This is a genomic window from Paracoccus sp. M683 (assembly GCF_007096355.1).
Taxonomy (GTDB): domain Bacteria; phylum Pseudomonadota; class Alphaproteobacteria; order Rhodobacterales; family Rhodobacteraceae; genus Paracoccus.
The window spans coordinates 1-16,451 of the sequence record NZ_VKDF01000017.1 but is presented as its reverse complement, the minus strand read 5'-3'; the positions used below and the strand labels follow the sequence as shown (position 1 = coordinate 16,451).

At 57.3% G+C, this 16,451-nt stretch carries 14 protein-coding genes and 1 pseudogene; all 15 read right to left on the bottom strand.

Translation table 11 applies throughout. The annotated features are described in order from the left end of the window. Positions 1 to 11: 11 nt before the first annotated feature. Positions 12 to 1,168: pseudogene (locus tag FNJ84_RS19225) on the bottom strand (acyl-CoA dehydrogenase family protein). 192 nt (positions 1,169 to 1,360) lie between these two features. Further along, entirely contained in the window at positions 1,361 to 2,290 is a 930-nt protein-coding gene (locus FNJ84_RS19220) for an electron transfer flavoprotein subunit alpha/FixB family protein (protein WP_073068807.1), read from the bottom strand. Beyond that, the gene (locus FNJ84_RS19215) at positions 2,290 to 3,048 is read right to left on the bottom strand and encodes an electron transfer flavoprotein subunit beta/FixA family protein (protein ID WP_073068809.1); all 759 of its coding nucleotides are present in this window, start codon (positions 3,046 to 3,048) and stop codon (positions 2,290 to 2,292) included. Before FNJ84_RS19215 ends, FNJ84_RS19220 begins: the two co-directional genes overlap by 1 nt. Positions 3,049 to 3,091: 43 nt before the next feature. Beyond that, positions 3,092 to 3,874 (bottom strand): enoyl-CoA hydratase/isomerase family protein, encoded by a 783-nt coding sequence (locus FNJ84_RS19210; protein ID WP_073068821.1) that lies wholly within the window; start codon positions 3,872 to 3,874, stop codon positions 3,092 to 3,094. Between the two features lie 11 nt (positions 3,875 to 3,885). After that, a complete protein-coding gene (locus FNJ84_RS19205) occupies positions 3,886 to 4,662 on the bottom strand; it encodes an enoyl-CoA hydratase/isomerase family protein (RefSeq protein WP_073068810.1) in 777 nt (258 codons plus the stop codon). An 89-nt stretch (positions 4,663 to 4,751) separates the two neighbouring features. Next, positions 4,752 to 6,002, bottom strand: a complete 1,251-nt coding sequence (locus tag FNJ84_RS19200) for an ABC transporter substrate-binding protein (protein WP_143794843.1) — start codon at positions 6,000 to 6,002, stop codon at positions 4,752 to 4,754. A gap of 86 nt (positions 6,003 to 6,088) precedes the next feature. Continuing rightward, positions 6,089 to 7,276, bottom strand: coding sequence for an ABC transporter substrate-binding protein (locus FNJ84_RS19195; RefSeq protein WP_143794842.1), 1,188 nt, complete (start codon positions 7,274 to 7,276; stop codon positions 6,089 to 6,091). Between the two features lie 84 nt (positions 7,277 to 7,360). Next, complete coding sequence (locus FNJ84_RS19190; RefSeq protein ID WP_073068822.1) at positions 7,361 to 8,173, bottom strand: ABC transporter ATP-binding protein; 813 nt, start codon at positions 8,171 to 8,173, stop codon at positions 7,361 to 7,363. 12 nt (positions 8,174 to 8,185) lie between these two features. Beyond that, on the bottom strand, positions 8,186 to 9,259 hold the full coding sequence (locus FNJ84_RS19185) for a branched-chain amino acid ABC transporter permease (RefSeq protein ID WP_143794841.1): 1,074 nt from the start codon (positions 9,257 to 9,259) through the stop codon (positions 8,186 to 8,188). 1 nt (position 9,260) lies between these two features. Next, positions 9,261 to 10,148 carry a branched-chain amino acid ABC transporter permease gene (locus FNJ84_RS19180; RefSeq protein ID WP_073068814.1) on the bottom strand — a complete coding sequence of 296 codons (888 nt, stop codon included), beginning with the start codon at positions 10,146 to 10,148 and terminating at the stop codon, positions 9,261 to 9,263. Next, on the bottom strand, positions 10,149 to 12,068 hold the full coding sequence (locus tag FNJ84_RS19175; protein WP_073068815.1) for a long-chain fatty acid--CoA ligase: 1,920 nt from the start codon (positions 12,066 to 12,068) through the stop codon (positions 10,149 to 10,151). Beyond that, positions 12,061 to 12,846: an ABC transporter ATP-binding protein gene (locus FNJ84_RS19170; RefSeq protein ID WP_143794840.1), complete on the bottom strand. Its 786-nt coding sequence runs from the start codon at positions 12,844 to 12,846 to the stop codon at positions 12,061 to 12,063. The genes FNJ84_RS19175 and FNJ84_RS19170 overlap by 8 nt, the downstream gene beginning before the upstream one ends. 33 nt (positions 12,847 to 12,879) lie before the next feature. Continuing rightward, a complete protein-coding gene (locus FNJ84_RS19165) occupies positions 12,880 to 13,734 on the bottom strand; it encodes an SDR family oxidoreductase (protein WP_073068816.1) in 855 nt (284 codons plus the stop codon). A gap of 105 nt (positions 13,735 to 13,839) precedes the next feature. Next, positions 13,840 to 14,994: an acyl-CoA dehydrogenase family protein gene (locus FNJ84_RS19160; RefSeq protein WP_084732224.1), complete on the bottom strand. Its 1,155-nt coding sequence runs from the start codon at positions 14,992 to 14,994 to the stop codon at positions 13,840 to 13,842. An 8-nt stretch (positions 14,995 to 15,002) separates the two neighbouring features. Next, positions 15,003 to 16,214 (bottom strand): CaiB/BaiF CoA-transferase family protein, encoded by a 1,212-nt coding sequence (locus FNJ84_RS19155; protein ID WP_073068818.1) that lies wholly within the window; start codon positions 16,212 to 16,214, stop codon positions 15,003 to 15,005. Between the last annotated feature and the right edge of the window lie 237 nt (positions 16,215 to 16,451).

Here is a 16,451-nt window from a genome sequence, read left to right as displayed (position 1 = left end):
ACCCGGACCGATCAGACATCCAGCGAACGAGCGATCAGTTCGTTCATGATTTCGTTGGTGCCGCCATAGATCATCTGCACCCGGCTGTCGGCGTAAAGACGCGCGATCGGGAATTCCATCATGTAACCGTATCCGCCATGCAGTTGCAGACATTCATGCATGACTTCGTTCTGCGTCTGACTGCCCCACCATTTCGCCATTGACGCGGTGGCAGCATCAAGCTCGCCAGCCTCTATTCGGGCAATGCCGTCATTGACGAAGCTACGCAGCAGTTCGGCTTTGGTCTTGCATTCCGCCAGTTTGAACCGGGTGTTCTGGAAATCCATGATCCGCTTGCCGAACGCCTTGCGATCCTGAACGTATTTTACGGTCTCATCGATCGCGAAGTCGATGAAACCAAGCGCGGTGATTCCGACATCAATCGCTCCCAGGGCAATTGCTTCATCAGCTGATAGAACCCCTGCCCTTCCTCAGTACCTAGCAGGTTGGCTGTGGGCACGCGGACATCCTCAAAAAACAGCTCGGCCGTGTCAGAGCCCTTCATGCCAAGCTTCTTTAGGTTCCTCCCACGCCGGAATCCTTCTGCTTCCTTGGCCTCCAGAACGATCAGCGACACACCCTTGGCCCCTGCGCTTCTGTCCGTCTTGGCCACCACTACGACTATGTCGGCGGTATGACCGTTGGTTATGAAAATCTTCGACCCGTTGATCTTGTAGTGATTGCCGTCTCGTTCTGCATAGGTCTGAACGCTCTGAAGGTCCGAGCCGGTGCCCGGTTCTGTCATGGCGATAGCGGCGACGCTTTCGCCGCTAATCAACCGCGGCAGCCACTTTTTCTTTTGCCCTTCACTGCCGTAGGTGTTCAGATAGTGAATTACGATGCTCTGGATGCCGTAACCCCAGCCGGTATCTCCGGTGCGCCCTTGTTCATAGACAGTGATCGCGTCAAACCCAATACCGCCCCCGAATCCACCATACTCCTCCGCAATGGATCCGCCCATGACGCCCTGCTCGCCGACGACCTTCCAGAACTCTCTGTCGACGATGCCTTGTGACGCCCATTTGTCGACATTTGGCGCCATCTCGGCATCAAAAAGTTTGCGGGTACTCTCCGCGAACATCTTGTGTTCATCGGAAACCCAGTTTGGGGAGTTCTTGATCAGAGACATGTTTTTTCCTACAAAGGCGACTTGATCTGTTGAAATCTATCAGGTGTCTTGTCTTGAAAATGAGGAGGAACAGGTTCAAGCGATTCGTCAGATTAAGCAAATATCCTCCCAAGAGCCGGTTCCCCTACTGGTTGCTCCCGTTCATGATAAGCTCCGCGCAAGGCGGACCTTTCAAACGCTGTGCGCCCCGAATCAACTGAGTTTCTCGATCAATTCCGGCACCGCGGTGAAAAGATCCGCGACAAGGCCATAATCGGCAACCTGGAAGATCGGGGCTTCTTCGTCCTTGTTGATGGCGACGATGATCTTGCTGTCCTTCATGCCGGCAAGGTGCTGGATCGCACCCGAGATGCCGACCGCGACATAAAGATCGGGGGCAACGACCTTGCCTGTCTGTCCGACCTGCCAGTCGTTGGGCGCGTAGCCCGAGTCAACGGCGGCACGGGATGCACCGACGGCGGCACCCAGCTTGTCGGCCAGTTTCTCGATCAGGGCGAAGTCAGCTTCCGAGCCGACGCCGCGCCCGCCCGACACAACCACGCCTGCGCTGGTCAGTTCGGGGCGGTCCGAGGCGGCCACCTTGTCTTCGACCCATTCGGACAGGCCGGGGTTGTCGCCCGTGGCAATCGCCTCAACCGAGGCAGAGCCGCCCATCGGGGCCAGATCGAAGGTCGAGGTGCGGATCGTCATGACCTTGACGCTGTCAGTAGATTTCACGGTCTGGATCGCGTTGCCCGCATAGATCGGACGCTCAAACGTGTCTGCATCGACCACGCCCACGACATCGGACAGGATCATCACGTCCAGCAGAGCGGCGACGCGCGGCATGATGTTTTTCGCATCCGTCGTGGAGGGGGCCACGATATGCGAATACTCCGAGGCCATGCTGGCGATCAGCGCGGCGACGGGTTCAGCCAGACGGTGCCCATAGAGCGCGTCTTCGGCGACAAGCACCTTGGAGACGCCTGCAATCTTGGCCGCCTCATCCGCGGCGGCCTTGGCCGATGCGCCGGTGCAGAGCACGGTCACTTCGCCCAATTGCTTGGCCGCAGTGACGGCCTTGGCGGTGGCGTCCAGCGCCAGCGTGCCGTCGGTTACTTCACCAATCAGAAGAACAGCCATTATACAGCCCCCACTTCCTTGAGTTTCGCCACAAGCTCATCGACCGAGCCCACCTTGATGCCTGCCGCGCGCGCTGCGGGTTCCGTGGTCTTGACCACAGTCAGGCGCGGGGTGACATCGACGCCGTAATCGGCGGCGGTCTTTTCATCGAGTTGCTTTTTCTTGGCCTTCATGATGTTCGGCAGCGATGCATAGCGCGGCTCGTTCAGGCGCAGATCGGCGGTGACGATGGTGGGCAGTTTCACCTTGATCGTCTGCAGGCCGCCATCCACTTCGCGCGTGACCAGCGCATGATCGCCCTGAATGTCCAGATGCGAGGCGAAGGCCGCCTGTGACCAGCCCAGCAGAGCGGACAGCATCTGACCGGTTGCGTTCATGTCATTGTCGATGGCCTGTTTGCCCGCAATCACCAGACCGGGGTTTTCCTCGGCGATGACGGCTTTCAGGATCTTGGCCACGGCCAGCGGTTCGATGTCGTTGTGAACATCGTCCGTAGCCACGACCAGAATGGCGCGGTCGGCGCCCATGGCCAGCGCGGTCCGCAGGGTTTCCTGCGCTTGCTTGACGCCGATGGAAACCACCACGACCTCATCAGCCTTTCCCGCTTCCTTCAACCGGATCGCCTCTTCCACCGCGATCTCGTCGAAAGGGTTCATGGACATTTTGACATTGGCGAGATCGACACCGCTTCCGTCCGCCTTGACGCGAACCTTCACGTTGTAGTCGATCACACGTTTGACAGGCACGAGTACCTTCATTGGCGTGGTCTCCCTTGAGTTCTTCGATATGGTTTCGACCGACTTATCGGTCCGTGAATTGTGGTTTGCGCTTCTCCGAAAACGCGTTCATAGCTTCGGGAAAGTCATGCGCGCACAGCAGAACACTTTGGCAGTCACGCTCGATGTCCAGAGCCTCAAGATAACTACATTCCGCCGACGCGCGCATCACACGCTTGGCGGTTTGAACGCCGAACATCGGATGCTGTGCAATCTCGCGCGCGATCTCAAGCGCGCGGGCCTCGACCTGTCCGGCCGGCACACATTCCTCGACGACGCGCAGGTCGCGGGCGGTGCGCCCGTCGATCTCGCGCCCCGTGAGAACAAGCGTCCGCGCCACGCCCGCGCCGGCGCGTTGCTGAAGAAGCCAGCTCGACCCGGTGTCAGGGCAGCCGCCGACACGGGCAAAAACCTCGCACAGCCGGGCATCTTCGGCCGCTACGACGATATCCGCCGACAGGGCCAGGCTCAGGCCGGCACCGAAGGCGACACCGCAGACGGCGGAGATCAGGGGTTTCCGAAAGAGATACGCGGCGCGCCCGCCATCATGAACCTTGTCCACCATTTCCGATGTGGCTCTCGCGCCTTTGGCAATCTCAGACTGAAAGCCGACCAGATCCCCACCGCTGCTGAAATAATCGCCACCGGTCATGACAACTGCGCGTAGCGTGTCGTCCCGCTCCGCCTGCCGCAGGCATGCTACGAGATCCTCGACAAACCCGATGCTGTAGGGGTTACGTTTCCCGGGCTGGGTAAAGCGTAGGATGCCGATAGGGCCGTCCCGGTCTAGGCGCATCAACTCGGTCATGCCAATCTCCTTCAGGTTCCGGTCCACACCGGGGCGCGCTTTTCGGCGAATGCTCTGGGGCCCTCGATTGCGTCATTGCTGGCGTAAACGACCTCGTGCAGGCGCTTACCTTCTTCCAGACCGCCTGCGCAGCCCAGATCCATGGTGGCGCGAACGCCGCCTTTGGCGGCGATCACGGAAAGCGGCGCGCCCCCGGCAATCCGCTTGGCGAGATCCAACGCCCGCGCGCGCACCGCGTCCGGCGTATCCTCGAGATAATTGGTGAACCCGTAATCATGCAGACGCTCAATCGGCATCAGATCGCCGGTCAGAAGGATTTCCATGAGAATGGGTTGCGGCAGCATCGACAGCGCCGGCGCCGCCCAAGGCGACCCCCGGCCAATCTTTACCTCTGTAACACCAACCTTTGTTCCCTTGAGGCCGACGCGCAGGTCGCAATTGAGGGTCAGCATCATGCCCCCCGCCATCAGCGATCCGGTCATCGCGGCGATGATCGGCTTCTTGCAGGCGCGCATGGTTTCATGAAACGGGTCACGCATTTTCGTCAGAATATCGACCCCTTCATCACGCGCTATCTGCGAAGCTTCCTTCAAATCCAGCCCGGCACTGAAGACACCGCAATCGGTCGAGGTAAGTATCGCCACGCGGACGGTGTCATCCGCTCCGATTTTCTTCCAAGCATCTGTCAGCCCGTTCGTTGCGTCCACAGACAACGCGTTCTTGCGTTCGGGCCGATTGATACAGACGGTCGCGATTCCGTCTTCAATTGTAAGCTTGATCGGGCTCATGGTTTCCACTTCGTTTCTCCAGCATCGTTTTAACTTGAACACGCGGTTGTTGCTCCCCCGCGACATGATCGCCACGGGGGAGCTGCCATCTATTCGACAGTGAACTTCGCCGAGCTTTCCTTGATCACTTCCCACACCACATCGATGTAGTCCGCGCTCCAGTCGGTCAAAGGAACCCAGTTTGCCCCGTCCCATTGTTCAATGCGTGTCTTGCCACCGCCACCGTGATCCTGGGGCGTTACGGTCACAGGGGCCATCAAGCCATTGGCGTCGAAGTTTTCTATCGCCTCGTAGCCCGATTTCATGCTCTCGGGCGTCAACGGCCAACCGTTCTCCTGGATCGCAAGCCGAGCAGCTTCGAAACCCGTCGTATAGACCGCAAGGCCGAGATTGTAGTATACGTCACGAACCAGGCTTTCCGGCCCACTTCCCTTTCCGTTTGCATAGTAGGTGTCGAGCATCGTCTTGACGATCGGCACGTCTTGCCCGCCGGCCACGTTAGTCCCGCGCAAGACACCTTTTGCCTCTTCCGCGCCGATGTTATTTATATCGACCTCGTTCATCCAGTTCACCGACAAGTAGCGGTCGATTGGGAAACCGTTACGACGCATTTCCTTGGACGCAACAACATGCCCACCGGCCAATAGCCAGCTGATCACATAGTCAGGCTTGTCTCGGCGAATCTTGCTCCATGCGCCGGACTGATCCGACCCCGGCAGCGGAACCGGATAGAGCTCCAGTTGGAAGCCTTCCTTCTCGGCAAGCGTCTTAAGAATCTCGATCGGCTCCTGCCCGAAAGGATAGTCCAGATAGATGAAGCCGATCTTGGCATCGCTCAGATCGCCCCCCATTTGGCCCTTGATGAAGGCAACATCGTTCGCCGCCTGCTGCCAATAGGTCGGACCGACAGGGAAGACCCATCCGAAAACCTCGCCGTCGACTGCGTCACCACGGCCGACGAAAGATTGCATCAAAATGTTGCCATCCTTCATGGCACGCGGCAAAGCCGCGTTCGTGACCGGCGTAGACAGGAAGTTGTAGATAAAAACGCCCTCACGCTTCAGCTGCTCATAGCATTCCACGCCCCGCTGCGGCTCATTGCCGTGATCGCGCACGATGATTTCAACCGGGTGCCCCTCGATGCCACCGTTTTCATTGGTGTACATCGCAAGATCTTGGGCCGCCTGTGCGACCTGTGGCGTAATGAATGCGTATGACTTGCTGAGGTCAAAGCAGAGGCCGAACTTGATCGGCTCATTTTCCTGAGCTGATGCCATCGCCCCGCTGGTTGCCAACGCAGCGGCGATGGCAATAGTCCATACTTTCCGTTTGGTTTTCATGTTTCTCTCTCCCGTTGTTGAACGCAGGGCTCATAGTTCCAATACTGATTCTCAGCCCCACGCATTTTGCGTTCAGTTGCCATTCTTCATTCCCCGTACTTCGAAGAACTTTCCCTAACGACGTCCCAAACAACTTCTCCGTACGCCGCGATCCAGTCAGTCTGCGGAACCCAGGTTTCGCCATCCCACATCTCGATACGCGTCTTGCCGCCGCCGCCGTGATCCTCGGCTGTGACCGTGATTGGTGCCATCAGACCGTTGGCGTCGTAGTTTTCCAGCGACTCTAGGCCCTTTTTATAGGATTCCGCCGTGATCGGCATCCCCTCCAGGTCTGCGGCCCTGCGGGCAGCCTCGAAGATGATCGAATACATCGCCAGACCTGTGTTGTAATAGACGTCCTGCGTGTTCACGAGCGGACCGGAGCCCTCTCCCTCGTCATAAAGTTTATTGATGATCTCCAGACGCAGGGGCACGTCCTGACCACCCACGACATTTGTGCCGCGCTTGAGCCCGGTGGCGGCCTCGGCGCCAATATTGGCGATGTCGACTTCATTCAGCCAGTTTACGGAAATATACTTGTCCATCGGAATGCGATTGCGTTGCATTTCCTTCGAAGCGACGACATGCGCACCACCAAGCATCCATGAGATCACATGGTCGGGATTGTCACGACGCATCTTCGACCATGCACCGGATTGATCGCTGCCCGGCAGCGGCACGGGGTAAAGCAGTAGTTCGAAACCCTCTTTCTGCGACAGCGTTTTCAGAATCTCGATCGGCTCCTGCCCGAACGGGTAGTCGAAATAAATGTAGCCGATCTTGACGTCCGAGAGATCGTCGTCATGTAGCTGTTTGATATATCCGATATCGTTTGCCATCTGCCCCCAATATGTCGGGCCGACGGGATAGACCCATTCGAAAACGGTTCCATCCACCGCATCGCCCCGACCCACCAGTGACTGCATCAGAATCCGCCCATCTTCCATAGCGCGTGGCAGGATCGCCAAAGATACAGGCGTCGACAGCGTGTCGAAGACAAAAACCCCTTCCCGGCTCAGCCTGGAATAACACTCGATGCCGCGCTGTGGCTCGTTTCCGTGATCACGAACGATAACCTCTACCGGCTCTCCACCGATACCACCCTGCATGTTGATCAGCTTCGCCACATCCATCGCCGCCTGCGACACCTGAGGCGTGGCGAAAGTATAGGCCTTGCTAAGATCATAACAAACCCCGACCTTGAATGGCTCCGCCAGAGCCAGTGTTCCGGCCATCTAGCTCCCCATCATAGAAAAAACAGCTAGTGTCTTGGTAAGTTTCTTCATCTTTTCCTCCCTGAACAATCTCTGTCTAGTGACTTAACTCAGCCAACGCTTGCGTCGGCTGTAATGTTTGACATTGTGAAAGTTGGTACCTTCTCCGCCGCCAAGGTAGAATTCCTGGATGTCCGAGTTGGATTTGAGCGCCTCGGCTGTACCATGCATGACCACGCGGCCGTTTTCGATCAGATAACCTTCCGAAACGATTTCCAGCGCGGCCAAGGCATTCTGTTCAACCAAAAGCACCGACAAACCCTCCTCGCGGTTGATTTTTTGAAGGATGCCGAAAATTTCAGCCACCAAGAATGGCGCTAGCCCAAGACTCGGCTCATCGAGCATCAGAAGACTCGGTTGGGTCACAAGAGCTCGGCCAATGGCAAGCATTTGCTGTTCGCCGCCCGACAGATAACCCGCCTGCGAATTACGGCGCTCGGCAAGCCTGGGAAAATAGTCGTATATTTTATCCTTTTGCACACTCAATTCAGATCTGGACATTCCCATCGGTGCGGCCGCAGTCAGGTTCTCGTCTGGAGTCAGATGCTCGAAAACGCGCCGTCCTTCGATGACGTGACAGATGCCCATTTCGACACGTTTCTGCGCCAGCATCTCTGTGATGTCGGTCCCGTCAAACTTTATCTCACCCCGGCTGATATGGCCGCGTTCTGCCTTCAGAAGACCACTGATCGCCTTCAATGTTGTGCTTTTTCCGGCTCCGTTGGAGCCCAGAAGCGCGACCATTCCGCCCTTCGGCACCTGAACAGAAACGCCTTTGATCGCCAGCATTACGTTGTCGTACAGCACCTCGATGCTATTCATCGACAGAATGGACTGGCCTTGGGCTTTCTCTTGCATCGGCATTCCTCTTTACTTTCTGAGCTGATCGAAGGGCCAGGTCATAAGATAGTCTCTGATATTGCCGTAGAGTTTTCCGAGACCTAGCGGTTCGATCATGAGAATGATGACGATCAACGCGCCGTAGACCGCATTGGGGATATGAGCGAGCGTTTCCACATTGACCTGCATGCCGAGCTCTTCGCTCGCTGTCACGACGAGCCCGTTCACCAGCCCCGGCACGAGCAGGATCAACGCAACTCCGAAATAGGACCCGATGATGCTGCCAAGTCCGCCTACGATCACCATCGCCAATACCTGGATTGATACGTTTACCGAAAACTGTTCGGGTGCGGCCAGAAAGTAGAAGGTCGCGACCAGCAGGGCCCCGCTGACACCGGCAATGAAAGACGATGCCGCGAAGGCTAGGATCTTGTAGTAGAAGCTGTTTACGCCGAGGATCGCCGCAGCAAAATCCTTCTCACGCACTGCGACAAGTGCACGTCCCAGCCCAGTGCGCTTGAGGTTTAGCATGAAGATTGTGACCAAGACGCACCAGCCAAGTGCGACATAATAATAGCCGGCATCAGAGGTGATCTGCTGTCCTAACAGCGCCAAAGTTGGAGCCTGAAGTGATGAGTGTGACCCGCCGGAAATCGTTGGGGAGTGGGTCAATACCCAGTCCATCACGAATTGCATCGCGAGGGTCGTGAGCGCGAGATAAAGACCTTTGACCCGCAATGCAGCAAAGGCGAACAGACTGCCGATCACTGATGCCGCCAACCCACCAATGATCAAGGCGATTTCCCAAGGCACCCCGAGCCGCACGGTATGTATGGCCGAATAGGCACCAACGGCCATTACTGCGGCATATCCGAGATGGAGCTGTCCGGCCCAGCCTGTCACCAAGTTCAGTCCTAAAGCGGCGGCGGTCCAGATCAGCCAAGGCAAAATGTAACTGTTAAGGTAAAGTGACGGTAGGATAAACGGTGCCGCAAGTCCGATCAACAGAAGGAACACCGCCAAGTTCCGGTCTGCCGGAACTTTGAACATGCGGCTGTCCGAGATCAAGCTGGAGTGGTAGACACCCGAGAGTCGATAGAACATTTTACACCCTTTCGATGTCGTGACGGCCGAACAGTCCGTGCGGACGGATCATGACCGTAAGAATCAGGACCGCGGCGACGATGAGTTCGCGGCTGCCGCCTCCGACAAGCGGATCAAGAAATTCCGCACCGACATTTTCGATTACGCCCAGAATGATACCAGCAACGATCGCGCCTAATATGCTGTCGAGACCACCCAGAACAGCGACAGTCAGACCCTTGAGAAGCAGAAGCGACAGTGCCTGATCGACACCCTGGATTTCGCCCCAAATGACACCTGCCGCCACAGCCACCACAGAAGCGAGGGCCCAGGACAGCCCGACACCGCGCTCGACCGAAATTCCGACAGACCATGATGCCATGTAATCATCCGCGATCGCCCGCAATTTGATCCCGGTCCGGGTTCGAAAGAACACAATGAAAGCGACGAACAGGGCAAGCGCAACGCCGGCGCCGACCAGATGGATGCGGCTGATGAAGATGTCGCCCAGGAGCAATGGTTCATAGCTGACACCGAGTTCCATCGAACGCGACGTCCCACCCGAGATTGCAAGCGTTGTGCCCCGCAGGAAGATGTCGAGGCCAAGTGTCAGCATCAGGATCATGACGACCGGACGGCCCGCGAGACGCCGAAGCGCCACCCTTTCAATGCCAAACCCCAGACCGAACATGACGACCGCAGCAAGCGGAATAGCTAGCCATAACGGCATTCCCAGATCGCGCGCTAGGGCAAGAACCACATAAGCCCCGACCATTGTCAGCCCGCCCTGCGCCAGATTGGGCACCGAGGATGCCTTATAGACCAGGACCAGGCCGATGGCAAAAAGTGAATACAACAGACCCGTCAGGGCACCGTTGATCGCAAGCTCTGATAAAAAAACCCAATCCATTTAAACCTCCCTTATGGGAAGGTTTCTTTCAACCTTCCCCATTTCTCCGGTCTCGTAAGCCACCTGGGCACTCACATGGACCTCGGCTGAACCGTCGTAGAGTGCCGCGATAACGTCGGCATAGCGTTCCTCTACGACCTTGCGACGCAATTTTCGGGTTCGAGTGATCTCGCCGTCGTCCGGGTCAAATTCCTTTGGAAGGCAGACAAAGCGCTTCAGGTGCAGTGGCTCGGTGACGGCCTTGTTTACCCGTTCGAAAGCCGGGCGTATTAGCGCCGCGACTTCGTCGCGCTGAGACAAATCTGAATAGGACACATATGGCACACCGTTCACCTCGGCCCAATGACCGACAGCTTCAAAATCCACGCAGATCATCGCAGTCAGCTCATTCCGCCCCGCTCCGACAACGGCCGCATCCTTGATATACGGACTGAATTTCAGCCGGTTCTCTATATAGTTAGGCACGTAGCGTTCACCGCCCGCCGTATGCATGACCTCGGAGACGCGCCCCAGAACCACAAGCTGGCCATTATCCTCCAGATAGCCGGCGTCACCGGTATGCAACCACCCGCTCACCAAGGCTTCAGCGCTCGCCTCCGGTTTGTTGAAGTAGCCATCAAACACGCTTTCCGAGCGCAAGAGAATTTCGCCGCTCGCATCGATCTTCACCTCGACACCGGGCGCGGGTTTACCGACGGTATGCAGGCGCACTTCGTTAGGGGCTTGCATCGCGGTGATCGCACTGTTCTCCGTCTGGCCGTAGAACTGGCGCAGCTTGATCCCGAGGGCGCGATAGAACACGAAGGTGTCTTCGCCAATTGCCTCGCCACCGGTAAACGCACTCCTCAGGCGACTCATGCCGAATTGATCCTTGATTGGACCGAAAATGAGCGCCTCCCCCAGAAAACGGCCCAGTGGTTCCAACGCACCGCCACTGTGGCCGTTCAGCTTGCGCGTCTCGGCGGCAATCGCCCGGTCCATGAAGAAGTGGTAAAACCACTTTTTCAACGGGGTTGAGTTCTCCATGCCGACTTGGATCGTAGTTAACATTTGGTCCCAGCTCCTGGGTGCCGCCAAATAAAAGGTCGGTGCGATTTCCCGCATGTCCCGCACGACCGTTTCCTGCCTCTCCGGTACGTTCACTGTGAACCGGAACATCAGCGCCGCCGCCACCGTGATGGCATAATCGCCGACCCAGGCCATCGGGAGATATGCGAGGATGTCCTCATCCTCTCCGTACACTCCCGCCGCGTGGCCGTTGCGAGCTGCGGCAAGAACGTTTTTTTGGCTCAGTACGACACCCTTCGGTTTGCCCGTGGTTCCCGACGAATGCAGGAAGATTGCCGGGTCCTCGGGTTTTGCTCTGTTCAGAAGTTCATCGCGGCGGTGTGGATCCAAGTTGAGATAATCCAGTCCGACTTTAATCAGGTGATCCCATGACATTAGTCCATCGTCTTCATAGGATCCCAAGCCGCGTGTTTCATCGTATATAACATGAGCTATGCCACTCGCGCTCGCACTCCGTAGCTCGAGGAGTTTGTCCACCTGCTCCTGATCTTCTGCTATGGCTGCTACGATCTCGACCTCGCTCAGGAAATGCTGAAGCTCTTCGATCGTTGCGCCAGGATAAGCCGGCATTGCATAAGCCCCGAGTAGCGAAATCGCGAGCATGCCTCCATATAGCCGCGCACGGTTGTCGCCCAGAATGAGCACAGCCTTGCCGGGCTTTACGCCGATCTTCTCAAGCCCGGCAGCGCAGGCCAGTACTTCTTCGGCGTACTCTGCCCAGGTGGTTTCTTTCCAGATTCCACGCTCCTTTTCGCGAATAGCAATATTCGACCCGTAGCTTGACGCGTTCCGTGCCAGCAATGCCCCGATCGTTTCGCTGGCGGAAAACTGCGATTTTGCTGCTTCAACCATGCGATCCTCCAATATATGCCTCGATAACCCTAGGATCTTTTACAACATCCTTCGGGATACCGCTGGCGATCATTTCGCCGTAGTTGAGTGCCAGCACCCGATCACAAATACCGATGATGACGTCCATATGATGTTCGATAAGCAGGACACTAACGCCGCGTTCATCCCGCGCGTCCAGAATGAAGCGGGACATATACCCCTTCTCCTCCTGGTTCATACCCGCCATCGGCTCGTCAAGGATCAACATCTGCGGCTCTGCCACCAGGGCCCGCGCAAGTTCGACCCGCTTTTTCAGCCCGATCGGAAGGCCGTCGACCAGTTCGTACCGGATGCTCTCGAGCTGCAGGAACTCGATCACCTCCTCGACGATTTTGCGGTTCTGGACTTCTTCAGGGCGGGCCGCCCACCAATAGAACGCCGTGCGGAAAACTCCTGGGTGCATATGAATGTGCCGGCCGAGCAGGATATTATCGAGAACGCTCATCCCATTGAAGAGCGCGAGGTTCTGAAACGTCCGGGCCACACCGAGCTTTGCAACCTTGTGGGGTGCCGTGCCGGTGATGTTCTTTCCGGCCAACCGGACAGTCCCCTCGTTTGGCGGGTAGAACCCGGTGATTGCATTGGTAAGCGTCGTCTTGCCACTGCCATTCGGCCCAACAAGGCCGAAGATTTCCCCTCGCTGGATGACAAGATCGACACCGGTGACAGCAACGATACCGCCAAAACGGCGTTCGATCCCTGTGCATTCCAGTATCGGCTTATTACTTAGTGTCGTCATATGGCCCCCGTTTTCCCCCAGGCAATGCACGTATCAAGATATCCGGAAGTAATCCGGTCGACCTGTGGGCCAGGGATCTCCCCACAACTGCTGCCCACCGTCGATATTCAGAACTTCACCGGTTACGAATTTCCCCGAATTTGCCGCCATATAAACAACGCCTTCGGCGACATCCCATTCGTCGCCGGCGTGGCGCATCGGATTTGAGTCCTGGAAGGTGGCCGCGCCGTCTTCGGGATAGTTGTGAAAGCCGTTGCTTTCACAACATCCGGGCGCCACGCAGTTCACGCGAATCCCATGCGGCGCCCACTCTACCGCGACCGATTTTGACAAGTATATCACCCCTGCTCGCGCCGCACAGGTATGCGCGATGCCCGGCATGCCGCGCCAGATGTCGGCCACGATATTCACGATGGAACCGGGTCGCTTTTGCTCGACCCAGTGTCGTGCGGTGGATTGCATCATCCACCAGGTCCCGTTGAGGTTGGTGTCGATGACCGCGTTCCAGCCCTTCGGAGAAAAGTCCAACGCTGCTTGGGGAAACTGACCCCCGGCATTGTTCACCAGAACGTCAATCGATCCGAATTCACGGTTGACCTCGCCAACGAAGTCCTCGACCTGGCCAGGATCCCGGATCGTCATAGGCTTGGCAAACACCATGCCACCAAAAGTTTCGAGAAATTCCTTCGCCGTGGCCAGCTTTACCGCGTCGCGTCCATTGATCGCAAGATTGGCACCCAACCTAGCGAACAGCACCGCAATGGAAAGACCCAAGCCACCGCCGGCGCCCGTCACAGCAACGGTTTTACCCGCAAACAAGTCGCTTGCATACACGGTTGCGCGTGACGCCAAGCCTCCTCGCGAAGACCCGTACTGCGTCTTAGTCATGACGCCTCCTCCCTGTGTCCCGTTCGGGTTCGTTGCGGATAATCTAACGCGTGTTAGAAAACTATGCAAGACAAGAATGCGCTTTGCTATAGTGATCACCTCTCGTCAGTAAGACTTTGGAAGCCCCAACGCTTTTTCGGCGATGAACGACAAAAGCATCTGTGGTGTCACGGGGACGATGCGGAAAAGTAGTGCCTCTCTTACCAGACGCTCCACATGATATTCCTTGGCGTATCCAAACCCGCCAAAGGTAATCTGCGCTGCTTCAGTCGCCTCGACCGCGGCATCTGCGGCCAGTAGCTTGGCAGCGTTGGCTTCCACTCCGCACGCCTCTCCCGAATCATAGAGGGCGGCGGCATGCATCACCATGAGATTGGCAGCTTCCACCCGTGCCCATGCCATTGCCAGCGGATGCTGGATGCCCTGATTCTGGCCGATCGGCCGCCCAAAGACCACACGCTCGTTGGCGTATTGCGCGGCGCGCACCAATGCATTGCGTGCGATGCCGATGCATTCGCCGGCAACGAGGATGCGTTCCGGGTTCAGCCCATGCAGAATCTGTCGGAAACCCTTGCCCTCTTCCCCAATCAAGTCTTCGGCCGGGATTGGCAGTCCGTCGATGAACATCTCATTCGAGTCAACGGCTTTCCGGCCCATTTTTTCGATTTCGCGAACATCCACGAAATTGCGGTCCAGATCCGTATAGAACAGGCTCAAACCCTCGGTCGGGTTAGTCACGTCTTCAAGCCGTGTCGTTCTGGCCAGAAGCAACATCTTGTGGGCCACCTGCGCGGTCGAAATCCAGACCTTTTGACCATGAACGACGTACCTGTCCCCCTGTCGCACAGCTATGGTTTTAAGCTTGGTGGTATCCAGCCCGGTCGTCGGCTCGGTTACAGCGAAACAAGCTTTTTGATCGCCGGCGATCAGAGGGGGCAGCATGCGAGCGCGCTGTTCATCGGTTCCGAACTTGACCACCGGGTTGAGCCCGAAAATGTTCATGTGGATGGCCGAGGCCCCGCTGGCGCCAGCCCCCGATTCGGCAATCGCCTGCATCATGATGGTCGCTTCGGTGATCCCCAGACCAGCACCGCCTACGTCTTCCGGCATGGCAATGCCAAGCCAGCCACCATCTGCCATCGCCCTGTGCAAATCATGAGGGAAACCCCCGTTCCGATCCCGGTCCAGCCAGTAGTCGTCATCAAACTGCACACATACACGCAGGATCTGATCTCGAATTTCCTTTTGTTCACCCGTCATTCGAAATGTCATTGTGTCTCGCTCCCATCCACACCTACAAACCCTGCCTCACACAGGACAGTGATCCGGTCATCTTCATATCCAAGATTGCGCAGAATGCTTCGGCTGTCCGCGCCCGGCGGCCGCCCTAGCCAGCGCAACTCACCGGGGGTGGCGCTGAGATGCGGGATAGGTCCAATCACCTGCGTCTGCTCGCCCTCAACCGATACGATGTCGCCGCGATGACGTATCTGCTCATTCGTCATGATCTCCTCGACGCTCAGCACACGAGAGGCAACCGCATCATAGCGGGCAAACTCCGCCTCGACTTCCGCAAGCGTGTGTTGCGTGACGAAATCATTTATGGCGTCGAAGACCACGGCCATATGCTGCGACATCTCGTCGAGTGTAGCGAACCGCGGATCATCGGCCAGCGCATCTCCGCCGACCGCCCGCAACAGGCGTTGCGCTGTTTCTGCGCTGCCAGCCGAAACGGTCACCCACACCCCATCAGAGGTTCGGAACATGCCCCCCGGCGCAAAATCCATCGGCTGGCGCAGCCCGTTGCGCCGCGGCGAGAGGTTCGCGCCCGTCAATGCGGGCACGGGATAGTCCATCAGTCGAAGCAGCGCCTCGAACACCGCAAGATCGACGACCTGACCACGCGCAATCCCTTTTTCCCGGGCAAACAGCGCGATCATGATCCCCAAAGCACCCATCAACCCTGTCGTGCTGTCGGCCGCTGGAAATCCGGGGTGCATCGGTGGCCCGTCCGCAAAACCAGTCAGATGGGCTAGACCACTCAACGCCTCTGCCGCGCGCCCGAAAGCGGGCACGTCCCGCATCGGGCCGTCCTGACCGTAACCCGAAACGCGCAGAATAACTAAATCCGGGTTCCACTTATGCAGGGTTTCAGGCCCTACACCCGCACGTTCAAGCACGCCTGGCCTGAAATTTTCAACAAGTACGTCGGCGCTTTCAACCAGTCTGCGCAGGATGTCCCGTCCTTCGCCCGACTTCCAGTCGAGGCTCAGAATTTTTTTGTTGCGGCCCAGAGTTTTCCACCAAACGCCAACTCCGTCCCCGGCCTTTGGTCCGAGATCGCGCATCATGTCCGTCCGGTTGGGTGCCTCAATCTTGATGACGTCTGCCCCAAAATCAGAAAGCAGCGAGGTCGAGAGTGGTCCAGCAATAACATGACCGAGCTCGATGATTTTCAGCTGATGAAGTGGGGAGGTCATATGATCTCTTCGCTAATAATCTAACAGATGTTAGATTATTAGCGAAGATGCGGACCAAGTTCAAGCCGCAATTGCGATTCCAATGGCTCGGGAAAGGGCTCTGATGATGTAACCGCCCCCCGACGGCATCGATGTGCCATGGTGGGATCGTCACAATCCATTAGGGAGGCGGTCATGTCGGAGATTACTACAATCGGCCTGGATCTGGCAAAGAATGTGTTCCAGCTTCATGGTGCC

What these genes read in the sequence shown, in the direction of transcription:
- FNJ84_RS19190 (WP_073068822.1), bottom strand. Translation starts at nt 8,173, where the DNA reads ATGCAAGAGAAAGCCCAAGGCCAGTCCATTCTGTCGATGAATAGCATC.
- FNJ84_RS19180 (WP_073068814.1), bottom strand. Translation starts at nt 10,148, where the DNA reads ATGGATTGGGTTTTTTTATCAGAGCTTGCGATCAACGGTGCCCTGACG.
- FNJ84_RS19200 (WP_143794843.1), bottom strand. Translation starts at nt 6,002, where the DNA reads ATGAAAACCAAACGGAAAGTATGGACTATTGCCATCGCCGCTGCGTTG.
- FNJ84_RS19195 (WP_143794842.1), bottom strand. Translation starts at nt 7,276, where the DNA reads ATGGCCGGAACACTGGCTCTGGCGGAGCCATTCAAGGTCGGGGTTTGT.
- FNJ84_RS19160 (WP_084732224.1), bottom strand. Translation starts at nt 14,994, where the DNA reads ATGACGGGTGAACAAAAGGAAATTCGAGATCAGATCCTGCGTGTATGT.
- FNJ84_RS19185 (WP_143794841.1), bottom strand. Translation starts at nt 9,259, where the DNA reads ATGTTCTATCGACTCTCGGGTGTCTACCACTCCAGCTTGATCTCGGAC.
- FNJ84_RS19210 (WP_073068821.1), bottom strand. Translation starts at nt 3,874, where the DNA reads ATGACCGAGTTGATGCGCCTAGACCGGGACGGCCCTATCGGCATCCTA.
- FNJ84_RS19170 (WP_143794840.1), bottom strand. Translation starts at nt 12,846, where the DNA reads ATGACGACACTAAGTAATAAGCCGATACTGGAATGCACAGGGATCGAA.
- FNJ84_RS19175 (WP_073068815.1), bottom strand. Translation starts at nt 12,068, where the DNA reads ATGGTTGAAGCAGCAAAATCGCAGTTTTCCGCCAGCGAAACGATCGGG.
- FNJ84_RS19215 (WP_073068809.1), bottom strand. Translation starts at nt 3,048, where the DNA reads ATGAAGGTACTCGTGCCTGTCAAACGTGTGATCGACTACAACGTGAAG.
- FNJ84_RS19205 (WP_073068810.1), bottom strand. Translation starts at nt 4,662, where the DNA reads ATGAGCCCGATCAAGCTTACAATTGAAGACGGAATCGCGACCGTCTGT.
- FNJ84_RS19165 (WP_073068816.1), bottom strand. Translation starts at nt 13,734, where the DNA reads ATGACTAAGACGCAGTACGGGTCTTCGCGAGGAGGCTTGGCGTCACGC.
- FNJ84_RS19155 (WP_073068818.1), bottom strand. Translation starts at nt 16,214, where the DNA reads ATGACCTCCCCACTTCATCAGCTGAAAATCATCGAGCTCGGTCATGTT.
- FNJ84_RS19220 (WP_073068807.1), bottom strand. Translation starts at nt 2,290, where the DNA reads ATGGCTGTTCTTCTGATTGGTGAAGTAACCGACGGCACGCTGGCGCTG.